Origin of the sequence: Paenibacillus pasadenensis DSM 19293 (assembly GCF_000422485.1) — a bacterium.
GTDB classification, from domain to species: domain Bacteria; phylum Bacillota; class Bacilli; order Paenibacillales; family Paenibacillaceae; genus Paenibacillus_O; species Paenibacillus_O pasadenensis.
On the sequence record NZ_AULW01000015.1, the window covers coordinates 56017 to 76399 of the forward strand.

The following is a 20383-nucleotide window of genomic DNA, read 5'->3' on the forward strand; positions in this document are numbered from 1 at the left end:
TGTATTCATTCACCATACGTAAATACTACCACCGAGGTGCAGCCCATGACAAGTAGGAAGCAGGAAAAATATGAATTGATTCTGGAAGCCGCGCTCAAAGTGATCGCGGAGAACGGCTACCACGGCTCCCAGGTGTCGAAGATCGCCAAGGAAGCCGGCGTCGCCGACGGTACGATTTATCTTTATTTCAAAAAGAAAGAGGATATCCTCATTTCTTTGTTCCAGGAGAAGCTCGGCAGCCTTGTCGAGCGGTTCAACGCCCGCGTGCGGGAAACGTCGTCGGCCGAGGAGGCGCTGCGCGCCGTATGCGAGATCCACTATACCGAGCTCGAGAGCAACGTGAACCTCGCCTACGTCACGCAGATCGAGCTGCGCCAAAGCTCGCTGGAGCTGCGCAAGGCGATCGGGCTGGCCGTCAAGCCGTATATCGAGCTGATCGAGCATATTCTGGATAAAGGGGTGAGAGAGGGAGAATTCCGTCCGGACCTGGACCTGAAGCTGACCCGCCTGCTGCTGTTCGGGGCGATGGACGAGGTCGTCACGTCCTGGCTCATTTCCGGCATGAAATACTCGCTGACCGCCCAGGTCGGCAAAACCGTCGAGTTTTTCCTGCGCGGCCTCAAATAGCCGCCGCTTTGAAATCATTCGCGACCTACCAAGGAGGAGCTGAGCGCATGAATATTTATGTCCTGCTGAAGCAAACGTTCGATACCGAGGAGAAGATCGTCATCGAGGACGGCCGCGTGTCCGACGACGGCGTCAAGTTCGTCATCAATCCGTACGACGAGTACGCCGTCGAGGAAGCGCTGCAGCAGCGCGACCAGCACGGCGGCAAGGTGACCGTCGTCTCCGTCGGTCCGGACCGGGCGGCCGAGGCGCTGCGGCAGGCGCTCGCCATGGGCGCCGACGAAGCCGTGCTGCTGACCGACGGGCGCATCGGCGCTGACGAAGGCGCGGCCGCGGCCGCGCTGGAGAAGTATCTGTCCGGCCAGTCCGTCGATCTCGTGCTCGGCGGCAACTTCTCGGTCGACAGCGGCGGCGGCCAGGTCGCGGTGCGGCTGGCGAGCCGGCTCGGCCTGCCCCATGTCTCCTCCATCACCTCGCTCCGGATCGACGGCTCCACGGCGACCGCGAGGCGCGACGCCGAGGGCGACACGGAGACGCTTGAAGTGACGCTGCCCGCCCTCTTCACCGCGCAGCAAGGACTCAACGAGCCGCGCTACCCTTCCCTGCCGAACATCATGAAGGCGAAAAAGAAGCCGTTCCAGACGTTGTCGCTCGACGATCTCGGCCTGAGCGCCGCGGAAGCGCTTACCGAGCGCGTCTCCCTTTCCCTGCCGCCGGAGCGCGGCGCCGGCCAGCTGATTCCGGGATCGCCGGCCGAGCAGGCCGCGCGCCTGGTCGAGCTGCTCCGCACCGAAGCGAAAGCCATTTGACCCGAGGAGGAATTACGATGAGCCAACCTGTACTCGTCATCGCCGAAGTCCGCGGAGGCAAGCTCCGCCAAGTCTCGCTGGAAGCGCTTCAAGCCGCGCGCATCGCTCGCGGGGAAGGAGCCGACGTCCAGGCCGTCATCGTCGGCAGCGGCATCACCGCGCTCGCCGCCGAGCTGGCCGGCTATGTCGGCGGCAAGGTGCATGCGGTCGACCATCCCGAGCTGGCCAGCTACAACGCTCCGGCCTATGTGCAGGCGGTCAAGGGGCTGCTCGAGGAGCTGCGGCCGGCGCGAATCTATCTCGGCCATACCGCCGAAGGCCGCGATCTCGCGCCGCAGCTCGCCGCGCTGCTCGGCGCCGGGCAGATCTCCGACGTCATCTCGATCGGCGAGGGCGAGCTCTACAAGCGTCCCGTCTACGCCGGCAAGGCGTTCGAGGAGAAGCGCTTTCTGTCCGGCTCGGGCGTCGTCACCGTGCGTCCGAACAACATTCCGCCGGCCGAGCCGGCCGCCGCGCCGGGCGAAGTCGTCGACCGCGACTACGCGCCTCCGGCCGACCTGCGCTCGATCGTCCGCGACGTCTTGCGCAAGGCCGGCGGCAAGGTCGATCTCGCCGAAGCGAAGATCGTCATCTCCGGCGGACGCGGCGTGAAGAGCGCGGACGGCTTCAAGCCGCTCGAGGAGCTCGCCGACGTGCTCGGCGCCGCCGTCGGCGCCTCCCGCGGCGCCTGCGACGCCGGCTACTGCGACTACGCGCTGCAGATCGGCCAGACCGGCAAGGTCGTCACGCCCGAGGTGTACATCGCCTGCGGCATCAGCGGCGCGATCCAGCATCTGGCCGGCATGAGCCAGTCGCGCGTCATCATCGCGATCAACAAGGACCCCGAGGCGCCGATCTTCAAGGTCGCCGATTACGGCATCGTCGGCGACCTGTTCGACGTCGTGCCGCTGCTGACGGAGGAATTCCGCAAGGTGCTCGCCTGATGGAGGCGGATCCGCGCCTCGGAGCGGACGCCGCCGCTCCGTCCAGGCCGAGCCCGGCTGCGGCGGCGCCCGGCCCGTTCCGGGCCGACCTGCTGGCGGGCAAGACGATTCTCGTCACCGGCGGCGCGACCGGCCTCGGACGGGCGATGGCCGAAGGCTTCGGCCGGCTCGGCGCGCGCGTCGCGCTGGCCGGGCGGCGCGAGGAAAAGCTGCGCGAGGCCGAGGCGGCGCTCGCGCAGGCCGGCTGCGACGTCTTCGTCCACGCCTGCGACGTCCGCGATCCCGAGGCGGTCGCCCGGCTCGCGGACGCGCTGGACGCCCGCTTCGGCGGCATCGATGTCCTCGTCAACAACGCCGCCGGCAACTTCATCAGCCCGACCGAGCGGCTCTCGCATCGCGCCGTCGACGCCGTGCTGAACATCGTGCTGCACGGGACATTCTACGCGACGCTGGAGTTCGGCAAGCGCTGGATCGCCGCCGGTCGGCCGGGGACGGTGCTGAACATCGTGACGACGTATGCCGAGACCGGCTCCGCCTACGTCGTGCCCTCTGCCGCCGCCAAGGCCGGCGTGCTGGCGATGACGCGCTCGCTCGCCGTCGAGTGGGCGCGCTACGGCATCCGCCATGTGGCGATCGCGCCCGGCCCTTTTCCGACCGAGGGCGCCTGGTCGCGGTTGCTGCCGACGCCGGAGCTGGCCCAGGGCATGCTCGACCGCATCCCGCTGAAGCGCGTCGGCAGCAAGGAGGAGCTGGCCGATCTGGCCTCCTATCTCGTCTCCGACTATGCCGGCTATCTGAACGGCGAGTGCGTGACGATCGACGGCGGCGAGTGGCTGCAGGGAGCCGGACAGTTCAACGGCCTGCTGGCCGTCACCGAGCCGCAGTGGGACCAGCTTGCGGAGCTGAGCCGCAAGGGCGGCAAATAAAGCGCGGCCTCGCCGTCAACCGAATCGAAAACGGGAAGAAGCGGAGCGATCATCGCTCCGCTTCTTCCCGTTTTTTCTGTTTTGAACGCTCATGAAATCAACGCTTCGGATGCGCCTTCAGCCAAGCCAGCATGTCGTCGAGCGTGGCGACCGGCACGATGTTGAGGCGATCCGCCCCTTTGCGGGCGTCCTCCTCCTGACCGGCCGGCACGAAAAACACGTCCGCGCCGGCGCGCTGCACCGCATAGGCTTTCTGCTCGATGCCTCCGATGCGGCCGATCCGGCCCGCCGCGTCGATCGTGCCGGTGCCGGCGACGCGGTTGCCTCCGGCGACGCCTCCCGGCGTCAGCTGGTCGATGACGGACAGCGCGAGCATCGCCCCGTGCGATGGACCGCCCTGATAGAGCAGATAGCTCCGGTAATCCATCCGCCGCGTCAGATCGGCCTTGGTCCGGTCCTGCACCTGAATGCCGAGCACGGCGCGCTGCGGGTCTTCGTCCAACGCCTTGGAGCGGATGACGGCGACGGCTTTGGCGCTCCCGCGCTCATAGCCGATCTTGACCGGCTCGCCCGGCGCGACGTCCGCCATCCGCTCCGCCAGCTCGCCGGTCGTGCGCGCCTGCCGGCCGTCTACCGACAGCAGCAGGTCTCCTGGCTGCAGCAAGCCCTCCGCCGGACCGCCCTCCTGCACGGCGAGCACCTGCACGCCCTGCGGCAGGACGCCTTGGCCGAGGCCCAGCTTCTGGAGCGCGACGGCGGTGCCGACCTCATTGGCGCCGGCCCGCTGGATATGGACCTGGCGCTGGATTTCCGAGATCGGGATGCTCGTATCGCGCTTCTCCAGCCTCATCTGCGGCAGCAGCGCGGCCGCGAGCCAGTCGATCGGAAACGCGGGCCGCTCGATGACGAGCACGCCTTCGAGCGAGCCTGCCGCATGCCCGCCCTCCACCTGGGCGTAACGGCTCATGCTGAGGGTGAAGCCCGGCGTAATCGCCGAATACGGCATCGGATAAAGCAGCGCCGCTCCGAGCAGCAGGACGGCGGCGGCAAAGCCGAGCGTGCCGTACGGAACGCTGCGCCGGCTCCGCTCCTCGAGCGCCGCATCGAGCAGCACGAGCGCGGCCGTCAAGCCGCAGGTCCAGGCGAGAAAGCCGAGCCGCTCCGGCGCCGCCAGCAGCAGGCACGCGGCGAGCAGCCCGCCGGCCGCGATCGGCAGCCGCAGCCAGCCGAGCCGCCTGCGGCCGGTCCGGCTCCACGCCCGGTAAGCTCCGACCGTCCAGCAGAGCGGGATCAGCGCGCAGGCGCGGGCCAGCGCCTCCAGCAGATCGATCCAGTACAGCCCGCCTGCGCGCACCGGGTCGGCCAGCCAGACGAGCGGACCGCATGCCGCGACGGCCAGCGCCGCCGCGAACGATGCGACATACCAACGATTGTTCAAGCCCACCACGCCCCGTTTCCGCGTCATTCCCTGTTCTTTCCTTTCCTAAGCATACAGGAGACGCCGAGCCGATTTCAAACTGCGGGGGGACGCATGGTACAATGAAGCAAAGCGCTGCGACAGAAAGGTTGAGCCCGCCATGAACGAACTGAATTGGAACGCCATCAACGCCGGACTTCCCCGCTGGATGGAAGAGGCCCGCGGCATCGCGCCGCTCGGCAAAGTCGCCTCCTATATTCCCGAGCTGTCCAAAGCCGATCCGGAGGCGCTCGGATTCCACATCCTGGCCGCGGACGGCAAGTCGCTGTCCGCAGGTGACTGCGGCCAGCGGTTCACGATGCAGAGCATCTCCAAGGTGTTCACGCTCATGCTCGCGCTGATGGACAACGGCGAGGAGCGCGTCTTCAGCAAGGTCGGCATGGAGCCGACCGGGGACAGCTTCAACAGCATGCTGAAGCTCGAGCTCGTGCAGCCGGGCATCCCGTTCAATCCGCTCATCAATGCCGGCGCGATCGTCATCAGCTCGCTCATAGCCGGCTCGTCAAACGAGGAGAAGTCGGAGCGGATCGCCGCTTTCCTCGGCCGGCTCGCCGGCGGCGGGCCGCTCGAGCTGGACGAGGCGACGTACCGCTCCGAATCCAGCTCCGGCCATCTCAACCGCTCGATGGCGTATTTCCTGACGGACAACGGCGTGCTCGAGAGCGCCGTCGAGGATGTGCTCGAGGTGTACTTCAAGCATTGCTCGCTGCTCGTCGACTGCGGCCAGCTCGCCCGCATGGCGCTCGTGCTGTCGCTGGACGGGCTCGATCCGGTCAGCGGCGAGCGGCTCATTCCGCGCCGCTTCGTGCAGATCGCCAAGACGTTCATGGTCACCTGCGGCATGTACAACGGCTCGGGCGAGTTCGCGATCGACGTCGGCCTGCCGGCCAAATCCGGCGTATCCGGCGGCATCCTCGCCCTGCTGCCGGGCCGCGCGGGCATCGGCGTCGTCGGCCCTTCGCTGAACCGGCACGGCAACAGCATCGCCGGCGTGCATCTGCTCGAGACGCTGTCCAAGGAATTCGACTGGAGCTTGTTTTGAAGCCGCGCGGCGCGGAGCTAGCCGGCGCGCCGCACCTGAAAGGTCATATGCAAGCCCCAGCCCGCCTCGCCTTCTTGCTCCCACAGCTCTCCGCCGTTAAGCTCGACGATCCGCTTCGCCTCGCTCCGCCAGGCGGCGGAGCCCGGTCCGCTCCCTCCCTGCCGGTCGAGCAGCAGCTGGATCAGCAGATCGAGCTGGCCGTCCTGCGAATTGACCGAGTTGACATGGATGTTGAGCCGGGTGCTTCCGACCTCGGGCTCCTCCCGGGCGATCTGCAGCAGCAGATCGAGCAGCTCGGACAGCTGCTCCTTGCGCCCATGCACCTGATGGGGCACCTCCGCCGACACCCAGCAGGTCAGGCGGCTCGGGGATTCCGACTCGCCGTGCTTGTCCGTCAGCTCCTTGGATAGATCGAGGATCGAGAACGGATGCTCGTCGAAGCCCACCCAGCTGTCCTCCTGATCGGCATGCTTCAACAGCGTCTGGGCGAGCGAGGCGAGATGCTCCGCGTTCATCCGCAGCTCGTCGAGCATGTCGAGCTGGCTCTGGTCGAGCGTCGTATCCGCCAGCAGCTGCGCCATGCCGTCGATGTTGGTCAGCCCGTTCATCATGTCAAAGGCGAGCTGGCGCAGCCGCTCCCCCTTCGTGATCAAAGCCGGACCTGCTGCGGCCCCGCCGCCGTCCGGCAATCCGGACGAGCCGCTCTCGACCGGCCGGCCCGCGGCCGGTGCGAGGGGAGCCCTCGAATCGGCGGCGCGGAGCAGGCGGTCTTTCTCCTCTCCGCTGAACGAGCGCTCCTTCCGCAGCATGCCGAGCTTCTTGACGTCTGCCGCCTCCTCGGCGATCCGGACCTGAATGCGATGGAAGCGGAGCACGACATCCTCCTCCTCCGGCGCCTCCGCGAGGGGGAGCACCATGCCCAGATGCAGCACCGGCTCTCCGGCATGATGAAGCGCGACGACGCAGTCGCCCTCTCCCGTCTCGTCGGCTATGTAATAAGCGTCCGCCTGCACGGCTGCGCTCAGCTCCTGCAGCACGAGATTCAGCTCGTCCTGCGCCTGCCGGACCTCTGCCCGAGGCAGGCTCGCTTCGTCGATATGGCCTTTTCTCTCCATCATTCTCTCCTACTTTCTCTCCTTTCCTTTTCCCAAAAAACAAATAGAGCCTCGGAGCAAGCCGTCACGGTGGACGGCTGTTTCCTCGGCTCATGTTCAGCGTGGCTACGGCCATCTGTTCATTAAGTCGATGTTTCGGACGGAAAGGTGAATACGATGATGCTCTGGTCCTGATCAAACTTCCAATCCAGATAAATCCCGTCGGACGTGCGTCCGAGCGCCTCGATCATATCGACCTCGGTCACCAGCAGCGATTTTTCAAGCGCTCGCTTGGCGACCCTCAGGGCGGGCTCGTAGCCGGCTCTCAGCAGCTCCTTCTCAAGCTTGATCAGGATGCCGGAGCGGACGATGACGAGCGTGCGCGCGTTGGTCCAGAACGAATGCATGGCATCGGGCATCTTCTCGGCTTCGGCCGAAATGCGCTCGACTTGGCGGTGGATGTACTCCTTGCCGCGGTACGATTCCTGATAGCGGTCGAACAGCGAGCTGTCGACGAGGCCGATCATGATGCCGGAGTGGTTGTCCAGGTTCCAGTCGTAATAAATGTGCTGAAGCTCGAGACCTAACGTACGGAGGATCAAAGCCTTGAACTCCGGCACGATCAGGTCCATCACCAGCTGCCGCGTATCCCTGACGGCCTCGTCCTTGTTCTGCTGGAGCATTATTTTCTCCACGACGCTGACGAACTGGCGGAAATGCATGCTTACACATACCTCGTTGGCGGAAACGTAAATCGACTCCGGCCCTTTGCCGAAGCGGTCCCGGAGCAGCTTCCCCATCTGGCTCGTAAGCTGAGTCATAGCCATGCGGTTCTCCAAGACTGAACTCATCCTTCTTCCCCGATTCTCCTATTAACCACAAAAATAAGTTCCGAATCATTCGGGAACGAATCGTATTATAGCATACGCGAAATGTTTCCGTCATCTGTTTGCTTCTGCTTGTTCGCAATCGGCGGAGCATGATAGGATACGAATTATGGACAACACTACCCATCCGTTGAAATGGATCTTTTTCGACGTCGGCGAAACGCTCGTCGACGAATCCGAGCCGATCGAGGACATCACCCGCCAGCTCATCGCCGCCGCTGGACGCCGCGGCATCGCCGTCCGGCGCGAGCAGGTGCGCGAGCTGTGGATGGAAGCGCATCGGCGCTTCTCGCCGTTCCCGATGGCCGACATCCTGCAGGAGCTGTTCCCAGATGGCGAGCTGCGCCGCGCGATCTGGTCCGAGATGAAGTACCGCAAGGAGCTCGACCGGCCGTTTCCGGACGCGCTCGGCATCCTGAAGCGGCTGCGCCGCGACTATCGGATCGGCATCATCGCCAACCAGAGCGCCGGTACGGCGGACCGGCTGCGCAGCTACGGCCTGCTGGAGCATATCGACGAGGTGTTCGCCTCCGCCGAGCTGGGCCTGGCCAAGCCCGACCCGAAGCTCTACGAGTACGCGCTGCAGGCGACCGGCTGTCCGCCCGAGCGCTCGCTCATGGTCGGAGACCGCATCGACAACGATATCGTGCCGGCCAAGCATCTCGGCATGAGGGCCGTCTGGGTCCGCCAAGGACTGGCGCTGCGGCAGTACAGCCCGTCCCGGATCAGCCTTCCCGACGGCGTCATCGACGTCATCGGCGAGCTCGAGGGCTGGCTCGCCTCCTGGCGGCCCGCCCCGGACGAGTCGTTGCCGCCCCGATGACAAAGACCGCTCCTAGGAGCGGTCTTTGTCATCGAACAGCGAAGCGCCGCTCTCGCCTGGCGATGGCGACGGCGCGGCATGCCGGCCATCGCCGAAATCTTCCTCTTCGTCGTCGGAATCGTCCAGCTTCTTGAAGCCGAACCAGAACAAAACAAGCATGCCGATCATAAGGACGGCGAATAAGCTCAAATAAAACCAGTCTACCGGAGTCGAGGATTCTGCGTGCATCGTTCAAAGCCACTCCTTCCTGCTCCTAGTGTAACGGATCGGGGAGGGTCGGCGATGGCTCTTTCGGGCTATAAATGTGACAAATCACGTACCCTTGCGGATCGGCTCCTTGACCGCTGCGAGCTCGTAGCGGGAAACCTCGGTCTCCAGCACGTAGTCGGGCTTCTCCTGCCCGCGGCTGTTGCGATGGCCCTGGATATGGACGTCGCTCTTCTCCCAGTTTTTCCACGCCTGCTCCGATTCCCAGCGGATCTGGACGATGACCTCCTCCTCGCCGCGGCGCACGACCTTCTGCAAAATCTGTATGTCGACGAAGCCGTCGAACTCCTGCACCGGCCCCGGCTTGCTGAACCGCTCGACCACCTGAGCGGCATGTCCTTCCTTCACCTTGATCCTGCGTTGGATGACCAGCATCTGCATTCCTTCTTTCCCATTCCATGAATTCCGGCTCGATTCCAGTCTAATTGATAATCATTATCACTGTCAAACGAGCGTCCAGCATCTTGATCATGGAAAGGGCGCGCCGTACAATGAAGCTTATGTCACCTACAACTAGAATCCGAATCCCGCTTGTCGTCCCGTTGCTCGTCGGCATGGCCGCGATTTCCTTCGCGCCGATTCTCGTGCGCTTTTCCGAAGCGCCGGTATCCGTGCAAGGCCAATACCGCATGCTGCTTACGTTTCTGCTCATGCTTCCCTTCGCCTGGAAGCAGCTCCCCGCGATCCGCAGGCTGACGGTCCGGGACTGGGCGCTGCTCGCCGGAGCCGGCTTTTTCCTGGCGCTGCACTTCCTGCTCTGGATGGCGTCCCTGTCCTATACGTCGATCGCCAGCTCGACGATCATGCTGACGCTGGAGCCCGCTTTTGTCGCTGCGCTCGCGTTCTTCTTCCTTCGCGACCGGCTCGGCAAGCTCGCTGTCGCCGGCATGGCCGTCTCGATCGGCGGCGCCGTCCTCGTCAGCTCCGGCGACTTCGGCCTGTCGCGCGAAGCCTTTTTCGGCGACGCGCTGTCGCTGCTGTCGACCGTCGCGATCGCCTTCAATATGATCCTCGCCAAGCGGCTGCTCGAGCGGATGCCGTCGTTCGTCTACAGCCTGATCGTGTTTGGCGTGACGACTGTCCTGTTCGCCGGCTACAACGGCGCCATGGGCTACTCGATGACCGCCTATCCGCCTCGCGAATGGGTCCTGTTCCTGCTGCTCGCGGTCATCCCGACCGTATTCGGCCATCTCCTGTTCAACTGGCTGCTGCAGCATCTGCGGGCGACGACCGTCTCGATGACGGTGCTCGCCGAGCCGATCGGCGCCAGCCTGCTCGCCCTGCTGCTGTTCGGCGAGACGCTCTCCGCCGGCCAGCTGATCGGAGGCGCCGTCATGATGGCCGGCTTCGTCATCTACCTGCGCGGAGAGAGCTCCGGCCCGCTGCCGGCCGCCGCTCCCAAGGAAGCCGCCGGCACGGAGCCGCACGCAGACGACTCTGCGGCAGCCCCGGCGTCTCCGGCGGCCCCAGCCGCTCCGGCTGCTTCGGCGGCCGCTTCGGCCGCGCCCTGACGGCTCCCGGGCAGCGCCGGGCTACTCCTTCTCGAGCGCGTCCAGCATGAAGGCGAACGCTTCTTCCTCGTCCTTCCCGCGCACGCGCAGCAGCACCTCGGTCCCGCTGCGGATCGGCAGCAGCAGCATGCCGAGCAGGCTTTTGACATCGACGATATTGATGTTGTCGCCGTTCGCGAATTCCAGCTTGATGTCGGACTGGAACCTCGCCGCCTCCGCCGACAGGCGCGTCAGGTCCTCGCGGCCAAAATCGGCCTGGATGGTGAATTCATGCACTCTCATGTTCTCTGACCTTCCCTTGACGATAATGGGCTTGCTTCCCTCTTCTTCGTATTGATATTCGGCTTGCCGCCAAAGGTTCCTCCATGCGGATCGGAATGGAGGCTTAAAGCGGCGCGCATCGGGTAAAGATGAGAGAGAAGAACGGAGGCGATGCGACATGATGATGACCCCATTCGAGGACAGGCTGTACGCCATTCTGTTCTATGTGCTGGCTGCGGCCGTCGTCGCCGGCGTCGGCATCTGGGTGCTGTGGCTGAGCCGCAAGGCCAAGCGCGGCAAAAACCGGGGCCGCTGATATCCGGAACGCGCGAAAAAGCCTCCGCAAACCGCCCTTAAGGGCAGCTTGCGGAGGCTTTTTCATGCCGATCGAAGACATGCCGCATCGACGGCGGCCGGCATCCCGGCCGGAGCGGCGTCGCCGTCGATACGGCGGGAGCGGACGATCAGGCTCCGCCTTTTTCCTCCTGCGCGAAGGCGGCCTTGTAGCATTTGCGGCAGACCGGCTTGTAGTCCTCGTTGCCGCCGATGTGGATCTGCGCGCCTTCGTTCGCCGGACGGCCGTCCACATAGCGGATGACCATCGTCGCCTTGCGGTCGCAGAACCAGCAGATCGTCTTGATCTCCTCGATCTTGTCCGCCTGGGCGAGCAGATAATAGCTGCCCTCGAACAGCTCGTTGCGAAAATCGTTTTTGAGGCCGAACGCCATGACGGGCACGTTCAGCTCGTCGACGACGCGCGTCAGCTGGTCGATATGCGTCCGGCTCAAAAACTGCGCCTCGTCCACGAGCACGCAGTAGATCCGCTTCTCGGCTCCCGGCGGCTGATGCGCCGCGACCTGCTCGTACAGATCCGTAGCCGCGCCGACCGGAATCGCCTTGCGCTTGAAGCCGACCCGCGAGCCGACCTCGTCCTTGCCGCTGCGGGTGTCGATCGCCGGCGAGAAGATGAGCACCGCCTTGCCCTGCTCCTCGTAGTTGTGGGCGACCTTGATGATCTCAAACGACTTCCCGCTGTTCATCGTGCCGTACTTGAAATAAAGCTGCGCCAATCCGGCTCCCTCCTGCTCCCGCTTCGAAAGCCGCCGTCCGCTCGGCGCGGACGGCGCTTCCTCTAGTCCATGATGTATGCCAGCAGCAGCGCAGCCGTTCCGAGCACCGCTTCGGCATGGGTGCGCTCCATGCCGTGGGAGGCATGCACGCCCGGTCCGATGAGCGCGGCTCGGATGTTCGCGCCTCCGCGCAGAGCAGCGCTCGCATCCGAGCCGTAGAACGGATAGATGTCGACGGCATGCGGGATCGACTGGTCGCCGGCGAGGGCGATCAGCCGCGACGTCATCCCGTAGTCGTACGGGCCGGACGAGTCCTTGGCGCAGATCGACACATCCTTCTCGGTCGCGCTCAGATCGTCGCCCATCGCCCCCATGTCGACCGCGATCATCTCGACCGTGTCGGCCGGCACCCAGGAGCTGCCGTGGCCGACCTCTTCATAGGTCGAGACGAGCAGCTTGACCGGCCGCTTCAGCTGCAGCCCGCCGCGGCGGACCGCCTCCATGAGCGCCAGCAGCGCGGCGACGCTCGCCTTGTCGTCGAGATGGCGCGACTTGATCCAGCCGCTGTCGAGCATCCGCACGCGCGGATCCCAGGAGACGAAATCTCCCGGCGCGATGCCGAGCGCCAGCGTCTCGGCGCGGCTCGCGCTGTCGGCGTCGAGCCGCACCTCCATGCTCGCCTCGTCCCGCTTTTGCGAGCGCGCGTCCGGATAGACGTGGACCGAAGGCATCGTCGACAGCACGGTGCCCTCATAGATGCGCCCGTCGCGCGTATGGACGAGGCAGTATTCGCCCTCCACCGTCGACATGTCGTAGCCGCCGATCGGCGTCATGCGCAGCTTGCCGTCGCCCTTGACCGAGCGCACCATCGCCCCGAGCGTGTCGACATGCGCCGTCAGCAGCAGCGGCTCGCCGCCCTCGCCGCCGAGGTCGATCAGGCCGTTGCCCTTGGGCGTGCGCTCGAACGGGAATCCGAGACGAACCGCCTCGGCCTCGATCTTGTCCATGATGGCGGCGCAGAACCCGCTCGGGCTCGGCGTCTCCAGCAGCAGCCTCAGCTGGCCCAGCATATAGTCCCGGTCCAGCCGGTCCTTCCATATTGTTCTTGTCATCGCGGCCCGCTCCTCCCTGTGCTCGATTCGATCATTCCGTCACGATGCCGCGGACGAGCTCCGGCGCCTGCGCCGACGGCGCGATCTCGATCGCCGCGTTCAGGCGCTCCAGCACGTCGCCGACCTGCTCCGTCGCCGCATGGATCGTCGCAAGCGACTCGCCGGCCTGCACGGCGTCGCCGATTTTCTTGCGCAGCACGATGCCGACCGACAGGTCGATCTCCGACTCCTTGGTCGCCCGTCCGGCCCCGAGGATCATCGCCGCCGTGCCGATCGCATCCGCCGTCATGCCCGAGACGAAGCCGCTCTCGCGAGCCGGCAGCTCGATCCGGTACGGCGCTGCCGGCAGCAGGTCCGGATCGTCGACGACGGCGGGGTCGCCGCCCTGGTTGGCGATGAATTCCTTGAACTTGTCCAGCGCCTTGCCGCTCGCGAGCAGCTCCTTGAGCAGCGCCTCCGCCTCCTCGATGGAGCCGGCGGCTCCGCCGAGATAGACCATCTGGCTGCCGAGCGCGAGGCAGAGCTCCCGCAGGTCGTCCGGCCCTTCGCCGCGCAGCGTGTCGATCGCCTCCCTCACCTCGAGCGCGTTGCCGATCGCAAGCCCGAGCGGCTGGCTCATGTCCGAGATGACGGCCATCGTCTTGCGGCCGACCTGGTTGCCGATGGCGACCATCGCCGCGGCCAGGCGGCGTGCGTCCTGCTCGTCCTTCATGAACGCGCCGGCGCCGGTCTTCACGTCCAGCACGATCGCGTCTGCGCCGGCGGCGATCTTCTTGCTCATGATCGAGCTGGCGATGAGCGGGATCGACTCGATGGTGGCGGTGACGTCCCGCAGCGCGTACAGCTTTTTGTCGGCGGGGGTCAGGTTGCCGCTCTGGCCGATGACGGCGATCGACGACTCGTTGACGCGGCGGGCGAACTCCTCGCGCGTCAGCTCCACATGGAAGCCGGGGATGGCCTCCAGCTTGTCGATCGTGCCGCCGGTATGGCCGAGGCCGCGTCCGGACATTTTAGCTACGGGCACGCCCGCCGCGGCGACGAGCGGAGCGAGCACGAGCGTCGTCGTATCGCCGACTCCGCCGGTCGAATGCTTGTCCACCTTGACGCCTTCGATGTCCGACAGGTCGATCGTCTCGCCCGATTCCACCATCGCCATCGTCAGATCGGCCCGCTCGCGGTCGGTCATGTCGCGGAAAAAGACCGCCATCGCCCACGCGCTCACCTGGTAGTCCGGAATGCGGCCGTCCGTATAGCCTTCGACGATGAAGCGGATCTCCTCCGTCGTCAGCTCCCCGCCGTCTCTTTTCTTCTCGATCAGCTCGACCATTCTCACGGGCGTTCCCCCTTCTTTAACCTCATGTCTATTTCATGCCGTAAAATATCGTATCATAAGCTGAGATTCAGTCAGAAATCCTTGTCTGCACAACGATTGAAGCGGAGGCCCGTCTTCATTAATGCCATAAAACAAAACGGCCAAGCCCCGCTGTCGATTCATGTCATTAAAGAACGAATCGCCTGCCGGGCCGAGAAGCGCTCTAGAGCCCCGCCGCCGTCTCCAGCGCCGCCACCATCATGTCGTTGAACGTCGACTGGCGCTCCTCGGCGGTCGTCTCCTCGCCGGTCAGCAGATGATCGCTCACCGTCAGCACCGTAAGCGCCTGCGCGCCGTGGCGGGCCGCGATCGTATACAGCGCCGTCGTCTCCATCTCCACGCCGAGCACGCCGTGGTCCATGAGCCGCTGCACGGCCGTCGTATCTTCCTTGTAGAACACGTCGGTGCTGTAGACGTTGCCGACATGCACGTTCATGCCGGCCGCGGTCGCATGCTCGTAGGCGGACTTCAGCAGGCCGAAGCTGGCGATCGGCGCGAAGTCGTAGCCGAGGAACTGGTTGCGGTTCATGCTGGAATCGGTGCAGCTCGCCTGGGCAAGGATGACGTCGCGCACCCGCACGTCCCGCTGCATCGCGCCGCAGGTGCCGACGCGGATCAGGTTGCGCACGCCGTAGCTGCGGATGAGCTCGTTCGCGTAGATGCTGATCGACGGCAAGCCCATGCCCGAGCCCTGCACGGAAATCCGCTTGCCTTTGTAGGTTCCCGTGTAGCCGAGCATGCCCCGCACTTCATTGTACAGCTCGATCTCGCTGAGGTAGGTCTCGGCGATATATTTGGCGCGCAGCGGATCGCCCGGCAGCAGCACCGTCTCGGCGACTTGTCCTTCTTTGGCTCCGATATGGACGCTCATGAAGTCATCTCCTGTTCGTAGAGGGAATGTAGGTGAATAGGAACGGGTCCGATTCGGATCGAGATCAGCGCAGCTCTCCGAGGAAGCTCGTGCCGTGCTCGGGCGCGGCGACGCCGAAATTGTCCGCAACGGTCGCGCCGACATCGGCGAACGTGAGGCGCAGCGGAAGCTCGCGTCCGGCCTCGAAGCGAGGCGAATAGACGAGCAGCGGCACGTACTCGCGCGTATGGTCGGTGCCGGTGTAGGTCGGATCGTTGCCGTGGTCCGCTGTCACGATGAGCAGATCGTCGGCGGTCAGCCGCTCCAGCACCGCCGGCAGCTGGGCGTCGAACGCCTCCAGCGCCTGCGCGTAGCCCGCCGGGTCGCGGCGATGGCCGTACAGCGCGTCGAAGTCGACCAGATTGAGGAAGCTGATGCCGGAGAAATCCTCCGCGCACACTTCCGTCAGCCGCTCCATGCCTTCGTCGTTGGAAGCGGTGCGGATGCTGCGCGTGACGCCCTCGCCGTCGAAAATGTCGGAGATCTTGCCGATCGCCACGACTTCCCGTCCGGCCTCCTGGAGCGTGTTCATGACGGTCGGCTGGAACGGCTTGAGCGCGTAGTCATGGCGTCCGGCCGTCCGCTTGAACGTGCCCGGCCCGCCGACGAACGGGCGGGCGATGATCCGTCCGAGCATGTACGGATCGTCGAGCGTGATCTCGCGGCAGAACTCGCAGATCGCGTACAGCTCCGGCAGCGGCACGATCTCCTCATGCGCGGCGATCTGCAGCACGGAGTCGGCGGAGGTATAGACGATCAGCGCTCCGGTGCGCATATGCTCCTCGCCGAGCTCGTCGATGATCTCGGTGCCGCTGGCCGCCTTGTTGCCGATCACCTTGCGCCCCGTATGGGCCTCGATGCGGTCGATCAGCTCCTGCGGGAACCCGTGCTCGAAGACGCGGAACGGCGTGTCGATGCGCAGGCCCATCATTTCCCAGTGGCCCGTCATCGTATCTTTGCCGCTCGACGCCTCCTGCATCCTTCCATAAAAGGCGAGCGGCTCGTCCGCCGGCTCGATGCCCGCGAACGGGCGGATATTGGCGAGGCCGAGGCTGCCCATGACGGGCATCCGCAGTCCTCCCTGCGCCTCGGCGATATGGCCGAGCGTATCGGCGCCGACATCGCCGAACGAGGCCGCATCATGCGCCTCGCCGATGCCGACGGAATCCATCACGATGATATGGATGCGTTTGAACATGACATCAAGTCCTTTCCTGGTCCTTCCTGCTGCTCTATCATAGCGGAACCGCCGCCGCGCGGGCAACCTTGCCCATGCCAAGACAAACAGCCGAAAAACCGAGGTTTTCCGGCTGCTGCAAAGGCCAGCGGTCAGTAGGGGCTTTCCGAACGGCCGCCTTCCATGATCTTGACGCCGGAGCTGGCGCCGATCCGCGTCGCGCCGGCCGCCACCATGCGCTCCATGTCCTCCAGGCTGCGCACGCCGCCCGAGGCCTTGACCCCGATGTCGGGGCCGACCGTACGGCGCATGAGCGCGATGTCCTCGGCCGTCGCGCCGCCGGTCGAGAAGCCGGTCGACGTCTTGACGAAGTCGGCTCCCGCCCGCACGGAGCATTCGCAAGCGCGCACCTTCTCCTCGTCGCTGAGCAGGCAGGTCTCGATGATCACCTTGACGATCGCCTTGCCCGCGGCCGCCTCCACGACGGCGCGGATGTCCGCCTCGACGTCGGCATCGCGGCCGTCCTTGAGCGCGCCGATGTTGATGACCATATCGATCTCGCCGGCGCCGGAAGCGATCGCGTCCGCCGCCTCGAACGCCTTGACGGCGCTCGTCGTCGCGCCGAGCGGGAAGCCGATGACGGTGCATACCTTCACTTCGGTGCCCGCGAGCGCCTCGGCGGCCGTCCGCACCCAGGTCGGATTGACGCAGACGGAGGCGAAGCCGTATTGGCGAGCTTCCTCGATCAGCTTGCCGATCTCCGGCGCGGTCGCATCCGCGCGCAGCAGCGTATGGTCGATCATTGCAGCGAGTTGTCCCTGTTGCATGTCCATATCCACCCCATTCTTGAACTGCCTCCATCATAGCATCGGTCTGAACAAATGTACAAGCCGCTTCAATCATATGTTCAGTCCGTCGGGACACGACGGGCTCTCCGTCTATCCCTGCCCAAATCGCCGGGAAATCAGACCCGCTGCTGCCGCTGCGTAAAAAAACGGGCGGCCGTCCGGTTGCCCGGTCGACCGCCCGCCATCCTCAATCCGCCTCGCCGCCCGCTTCTCCCACCGCCAGCTGGCGGATCAGCAGCACGGCCGCATGCTTGCGCGCGTCGGCCGTGCCGATGCGCAGCCCGAGCGCAGCGTCCTCCCCCGTCCCCCTCGCCGCTCCCGGCGCAGCCGAAAAGCGGATGACCGCCCCGTCCAGATCCTCCCGGATCTCCTCGATGAGCCGGCCCTCCTCGACCAGCGCGTCAAGCCGCTGCTTCTCCTCCGCATAGGCTTCATACGCGCTCATGACGGGCTTCCTCCGATCGGAACCGCCGGCAGCGCCAGGCTCCCGCCGAGCCCGAAGCGGCTTCTCTTCAAGTAACGGCCGCTGCCCGCCTGCCCGACGAACTGCTTGTCGCGCACGACGAACTCGCCGCGCACGAGCACGGACACCGGCTCGCCCTGCACCTCCATGCCCTCGAACGCGCTGTAGTCGACGCGCAGATGATGGTCGCGCGCCGACAGCGTCCGCGTCGCCGACGGGTCGAACAGCACGAGGTCGGCGTCGCTGCCGACCGCGATCGTGCCTTTGCGCGGGAACAGCCCGAACAGCTTGGCGGCGTTCGTCGCCGACAGCTCGACGAACCGCTGCAGGTCGATCCGGCCTTTGGCCACGCCTTCGGAGAACAGCAGGCTGAAGCGGTCCTCGATCGTCGGGCCGCCGTTCGGAATTTTGGAGAAGTCGCCGCGGCCGAGCTCCTTTTGCCCCTTGAAATGAAAGGAGCACTGATCCGAGCCGAGCGCCTGCAGCGTGCCGGACGACAACGCGTTCCAAAGCGCCGTCTGATGCCAGGCCTCGCGCAGCGGCGGCGACCAGACGTATTTGGCGCCCTCGAAATCCGGACGCTCGAGCGCGGAGATGTCGAGCGTCAAGTACTGCGGGCAGGTCTCGCCATAGACGCGCAGTCCGCGCGCCCGCGCGGCGGCGATGCGCTCGACCGCTTCGGCGCAGGTGACATGCACGACATAAAGCGGCGCTCCGGCCAGGCCGGCGAGCTCGGCGGCCCGCCCGGTCGCCTCGCCCTCGAGCTGCGGCGGACGCGTGAGCGCATGCCAGATCGGCTCGGTGTCGCCCCGCTCCAGCGCCTCGCTGACGAGCCGCTCGATGACGTCGCCGTTCTCGGCATGCACCATGACGAGCGCGCCTTCTTCGCGGGCGAGCTGCAGCGTCCGGTACAGCGTGCCGTCGTCCGCCTGGAACACGTTTTTGTACGCCATGAACACCTTGAGCGACGTAATGCCCTCGCGCTCGATCAGCTCCGGCAGCTCTGCCAGAGCCTGCTCGCCGGCATCCGCGACCATCAGATGGAAGCCGTAGTCGATGACCGCCTTGCCCTCGGCCTTGGCATGCCAGGCGGCGACCGCATCGCCGAGCGGCCGTCCGCGCTCGGTCAGGCAGAAGTCGAGGATCGTCGTCGTGCCGCCGAACGCCGCGGCGATCGTGCCGCTCTCGAAATCATCCGCCGTCACCGTGCCGCCGAACGGCATGTCGAGATGCGTATGCGGGTCGATGCCGCCGGGAAAGACGTACAGCCCGGCGGCGTCGACCGTCTCGGCGCCCGTCGCGTCGAGCGAGCGGCCGATCGCCGCGATGACGCCGTCCTCGATGCGGATGTCCGCGACGCTGACGGAGCCGGCCGTCACGACCGTGCCGCCTTGTATGATCCGTGCTTTTTTCATCCTTCCACCGCCTCCGCTCGTATGGATTCGCGGTCCAGCCGCGCCAGCGCCCGCTGACGCTCGTTCCACGTCAATGACGGCGCTGCCGGCGGCAGCTCGACCATCTCGATCGCGCCGTCCACCGGGCAGACGATCGAGCACAGATTGCAGCCGACGCAGTCGTCCTCGCGCACCTGCAGGTACGGCTTGCCGCCGGCGCCGTTCAGCATGTCGATGCATTGATGCGACGTGTCCTCGCAGGCGATATGGCATTTGTTGCAGTTGATGCAGGTATCCTGGCGGATGCGCGCGACGACGCGGTAGTTCAGGTCGAGGTCGCCCCAGTTCGTGTAGCGGGCCACGCTCTGCCCGGTCAGCTCGGCGACGGAGGCCAGTCCTTTGCGGTCGAGATAGCGGCTCAGCCCGTCGACCATCTCGCCGACGATGCGGAAGCCGTGATGCATCGCCGCCGTGCACACCTGCACGCCCGCCGCGCCCATGAGCAGGAACTCCGCCGCGTCCTGCCACGACGAGATGCCGCCGATGCCCGAGATCGGCACGCCTACGAGCGGATCGCGCGCGCATTCGGCGACCATGCTGAGGGCGATCGGCTTGACCGCCGGACCGCAGTAGCCGCCGTGCGCGCCTTTGCCGCCGACATGGGGGACCGTGTTCCACGTCTCCAGATCGACGCCGGCGAGGCTGTTGATCGTATTGATGAGGCTGACCGCGTCCGCGCCTCCGAGCACGGCGTGGCGGGCGGTGACGGTGATGTCGGTGATGTTCGGCGTCAGCTTGACGATGACCGGCGTGCGCGCCGCCTCCTTGGCCCACATCGTCTGCTTCTCGACGAGATCCGGCTGCTGGCCGGAAGCCGCGCCCATGCCGCGCTCGGCCATGCCGTGCGGGCAGCCGAAGTTCAGCTCCAGCCCGTCGACGCCGGCGTCCTCGACGCGCTTCACGATCTCATGCCACTTCTCCCGCTTCGGCTCGACCATGAGCGAGGCGACGAGCGCCCGGTCGGGAAACAGCCGCTTCGTCTCGCGGATCTCCCGCAGGTTCACCTCCAGCGGCCGGTCGGAGATGAGCTCGATGTTGTTGAAGCCGGCGACGCGCTTGCCGCCGAAATGGACGGCCGCGAAGCGCGACGACGTATTGATGATCGGCTCGCCGAGCGTCTTCCAGACGGCTCCGCCCCAGCCGGCCTCGAACGCCCGCTGCACCTGGTAGCCGGTGTTCGTCGGCGGCGCGGAGGCGAGCCAGAACGGATTGGGCGAGCGTATGCCCGCCAGCGAGATGGACAGATCGGCCATCGTAGTCGACCTCCTTT

23 protein-coding genes are annotated in these 20383 nt (G+C 65.7%); 8 read left to right on the plus strand and 15 right to left on the minus strand.

All coding sequences use genetic code 11. From position 1 onward, the window contains the following. The first annotated feature begins 45 nt into the window (after nucleotides 1–45). The 4 genes from H582_RS0102705 to H582_RS0102720 all read left to right on the plus strand — a co-directional run bounded on the left by H582_RS0102705 (nucleotide 46) and on the right by H582_RS0102720 (nucleotide 3345). The gene (locus H582_RS0102705) at nucleotides 46–627 is read left to right on the plus strand and encodes a TetR/AcrR family transcriptional regulator (RefSeq protein WP_028597270.1); all 582 of its coding nucleotides are present in this window, start codon (nucleotides 46–48) and stop codon (nucleotides 625–627) included. A 47-nt stretch (nucleotides 628–674) separates the two neighbouring features. Further along, nucleotides 675–1436 (plus strand): electron transfer flavoprotein subunit beta/FixA family protein, encoded by a 762-nt coding sequence (locus H582_RS0102710; RefSeq protein WP_028597271.1) that lies wholly within the window; start codon nucleotides 675–677, stop codon nucleotides 1434–1436. Between the two features lie 17 nt (nucleotides 1437–1453). After that, a complete protein-coding gene (locus H582_RS0102715) occupies nucleotides 1454–2419 on the plus strand; it encodes an electron transfer flavoprotein subunit alpha/FixB family protein (protein WP_028597272.1) in 966 nt (321 codons plus the stop codon). A gap of 92 nt (nucleotides 2420–2511) precedes the next feature. Continuing rightward, entirely contained in the window at nucleotides 2512–3345 is an 834-nt protein-coding gene (locus H582_RS0102720) for an SDR family oxidoreductase (protein ID WP_373864126.1), read from the plus strand. Nucleotides 3346–3442: 97 nt separating this feature from the next. On the opposite strand, the gene H582_RS29730 is transcribed toward H582_RS0102720, so the two are convergent. Further along, nucleotides 3443–4783 carry a PDZ domain-containing protein gene (locus tag H582_RS29730; RefSeq protein WP_164820165.1) on the minus strand — a complete coding sequence of 447 codons (1341 nt, stop codon included), beginning with the start codon at nucleotides 4781–4783 and terminating at the stop codon, nucleotides 3443–3445. A 139-nt stretch (nucleotides 4784–4922) separates the two neighbouring features. Between H582_RS29730 and glsA the strand changes: the two genes are divergently transcribed. Continuing rightward, nucleotides 4923–5864, plus strand: coding sequence for a glutaminase A (gene glsA / locus H582_RS0102730; RefSeq protein ID WP_028597274.1), 942 nt, complete (start codon nucleotides 4923–4925; stop codon nucleotides 5862–5864). A 17-nt stretch (nucleotides 5865–5881) separates the two neighbouring features. Here the strand turns inward: glsA and H582_RS0102735 are convergent, their stop codons facing one another. Both H582_RS0102735 and H582_RS0102740 read right to left on the minus strand, forming a co-directional pair. Next, the gene (locus H582_RS0102735) at nucleotides 5882–6982 is read right to left on the minus strand and encodes an ATP-binding protein (protein ID WP_028597275.1); all 1101 of its coding nucleotides are present in this window, start codon (nucleotides 6980–6982) and stop codon (nucleotides 5882–5884) included. Between the two features lie 119 nt (nucleotides 6983–7101). Next, nucleotides 7102–7779: a Na-translocating system protein MpsC family protein gene (locus tag H582_RS0102740; protein ID WP_228551508.1), complete on the minus strand. Its 678-nt coding sequence runs from the start codon at nucleotides 7777–7779 to the stop codon at nucleotides 7102–7104. 175 nt (nucleotides 7780–7954) lie between these two features. Here H582_RS0102740 and H582_RS29735 point away from each other — a divergent pair, with 175 nt between their 5' ends. Continuing rightward, nucleotides 7955–8668, plus strand: a complete 714-nt coding sequence (locus H582_RS29735; protein WP_052332907.1) for an HAD family hydrolase — start codon at nucleotides 7955–7957, stop codon at nucleotides 8666–8668. A gap of 12 nt (nucleotides 8669–8680) precedes the next feature. Here H582_RS29735 and H582_RS0102750 read toward each other — a convergent pair whose 3' ends face one another. Together H582_RS0102750 and H582_RS0102755 are read right to left on the minus strand one after the other, a co-directional pair. Then, nucleotides 8681–8896, minus strand: coding sequence for a hypothetical protein (locus H582_RS0102750; RefSeq protein WP_028597277.1), 216 nt, complete (start codon nucleotides 8894–8896; stop codon nucleotides 8681–8683). Nucleotides 8897–8980: 84 nt separating this feature from the next. Beyond that, the gene (locus tag H582_RS0102755; protein ID WP_028597278.1) at nucleotides 8981–9310 is read right to left on the minus strand and encodes an antibiotic biosynthesis monooxygenase; all 330 of its coding nucleotides are present in this window, start codon (nucleotides 9308–9310) and stop codon (nucleotides 8981–8983) included. 116 nt (nucleotides 9311–9426) lie between these two features. Between H582_RS0102755 and H582_RS25715 the strand changes: the two genes are divergently transcribed. Continuing rightward, a complete protein-coding gene (locus H582_RS25715) occupies nucleotides 9427–10446 on the plus strand; it encodes a DMT family transporter (protein ID WP_228551509.1) in 1020 nt (339 codons plus the stop codon). 21 nt (nucleotides 10447–10467) lie between these two features. Here the strand turns inward: H582_RS25715 and H582_RS0102765 are convergent, their stop codons facing one another. Beyond that, nucleotides 10468–10728: an HPr family phosphocarrier protein gene (locus H582_RS0102765; RefSeq protein WP_028597279.1), complete on the minus strand. Its 261-nt coding sequence runs from the start codon at nucleotides 10726–10728 to the stop codon at nucleotides 10468–10470. A 157-nt stretch (nucleotides 10729–10885) separates the two neighbouring features. Here H582_RS0102765 and H582_RS31560 point away from each other — a divergent pair, with 157 nt between their 5' ends. Continuing rightward, nucleotides 10886–11023 (plus strand): hypothetical protein, encoded by a 138-nt coding sequence (locus H582_RS31560; protein ID WP_153783691.1) that lies wholly within the window; start codon nucleotides 10886–10888, stop codon nucleotides 11021–11023. 148 nt (nucleotides 11024–11171) lie between these two features. On the opposite strand, the gene H582_RS0102775 is transcribed toward H582_RS31560, so the two are convergent. The 9 genes from H582_RS0102775 to preA all read right to left on the minus strand — a co-directional run bounded on the left by H582_RS0102775 (nucleotide 11172) and on the right by preA (nucleotide 20366). Continuing rightward, nucleotides 11172–11777 carry a thymidine kinase gene (locus tag H582_RS0102775; RefSeq protein WP_028597280.1) on the minus strand — a complete coding sequence of 202 codons (606 nt, stop codon included), beginning with the start codon at nucleotides 11775–11777 and terminating at the stop codon, nucleotides 11172–11174. A gap of 62 nt (nucleotides 11778–11839) precedes the next feature. Beyond that, nucleotides 11840–12889: a M42 family metallopeptidase gene (locus tag H582_RS0102780; RefSeq protein ID WP_028597281.1), complete on the minus strand. Its 1050-nt coding sequence runs from the start codon at nucleotides 12887–12889 to the stop codon at nucleotides 11840–11842. A 31-nt stretch (nucleotides 12890–12920) separates the two neighbouring features. Further along, nucleotides 12921–14222 carry a pyrimidine-nucleoside phosphorylase gene (locus tag H582_RS0102785; RefSeq protein ID WP_028597282.1) on the minus strand — a complete coding sequence of 434 codons (1302 nt, stop codon included), beginning with the start codon at nucleotides 14220–14222 and terminating at the stop codon, nucleotides 12921–12923. Nucleotides 14223–14424: 202 nt separating this feature from the next. Then, entirely contained in the window at nucleotides 14425–15132 is a 708-nt protein-coding gene (gene deoD / locus H582_RS0102790) for a purine-nucleoside phosphorylase (protein WP_028597283.1), read from the minus strand. Between the two features lie 64 nt (nucleotides 15133–15196). Next, the gene (gene deoB / locus H582_RS0102795; protein WP_028597284.1) at nucleotides 15197–16369 is read right to left on the minus strand and encodes a phosphopentomutase; all 1173 of its coding nucleotides are present in this window, start codon (nucleotides 16367–16369) and stop codon (nucleotides 15197–15199) included. A 131-nt stretch (nucleotides 16370–16500) separates the two neighbouring features. Beyond that, a complete protein-coding gene (deoC, locus tag H582_RS0102800) occupies nucleotides 16501–17175 on the minus strand; it encodes a deoxyribose-phosphate aldolase (protein ID WP_028597285.1) in 675 nt (224 codons plus the stop codon). A gap of 208 nt (nucleotides 17176–17383) precedes the next feature. Continuing rightward, on the minus strand, nucleotides 17384–17641 hold the full coding sequence (locus H582_RS0102805) for a hypothetical protein (RefSeq protein WP_028597286.1): 258 nt from the start codon (nucleotides 17639–17641) through the stop codon (nucleotides 17384–17386). After that, complete coding sequence (hydA, locus tag H582_RS25720; protein WP_052332908.1) at nucleotides 17638–19074, minus strand: dihydropyrimidinase; 1437 nt, start codon at nucleotides 19072–19074, stop codon at nucleotides 17638–17640. The genes H582_RS0102805 and hydA overlap by 4 nt, the downstream gene beginning before the upstream one ends. Continuing rightward, nucleotides 19071–20366, minus strand: a complete 1296-nt coding sequence (gene preA / locus H582_RS0102815) for an NAD-dependent dihydropyrimidine dehydrogenase subunit PreA (protein WP_028597287.1) — start codon at nucleotides 20364–20366, stop codon at nucleotides 19071–19073. Before preA ends, hydA begins: the two co-directional genes overlap by 4 nt. Nucleotides 20367–20383 lie beyond the last annotated feature (17 nt).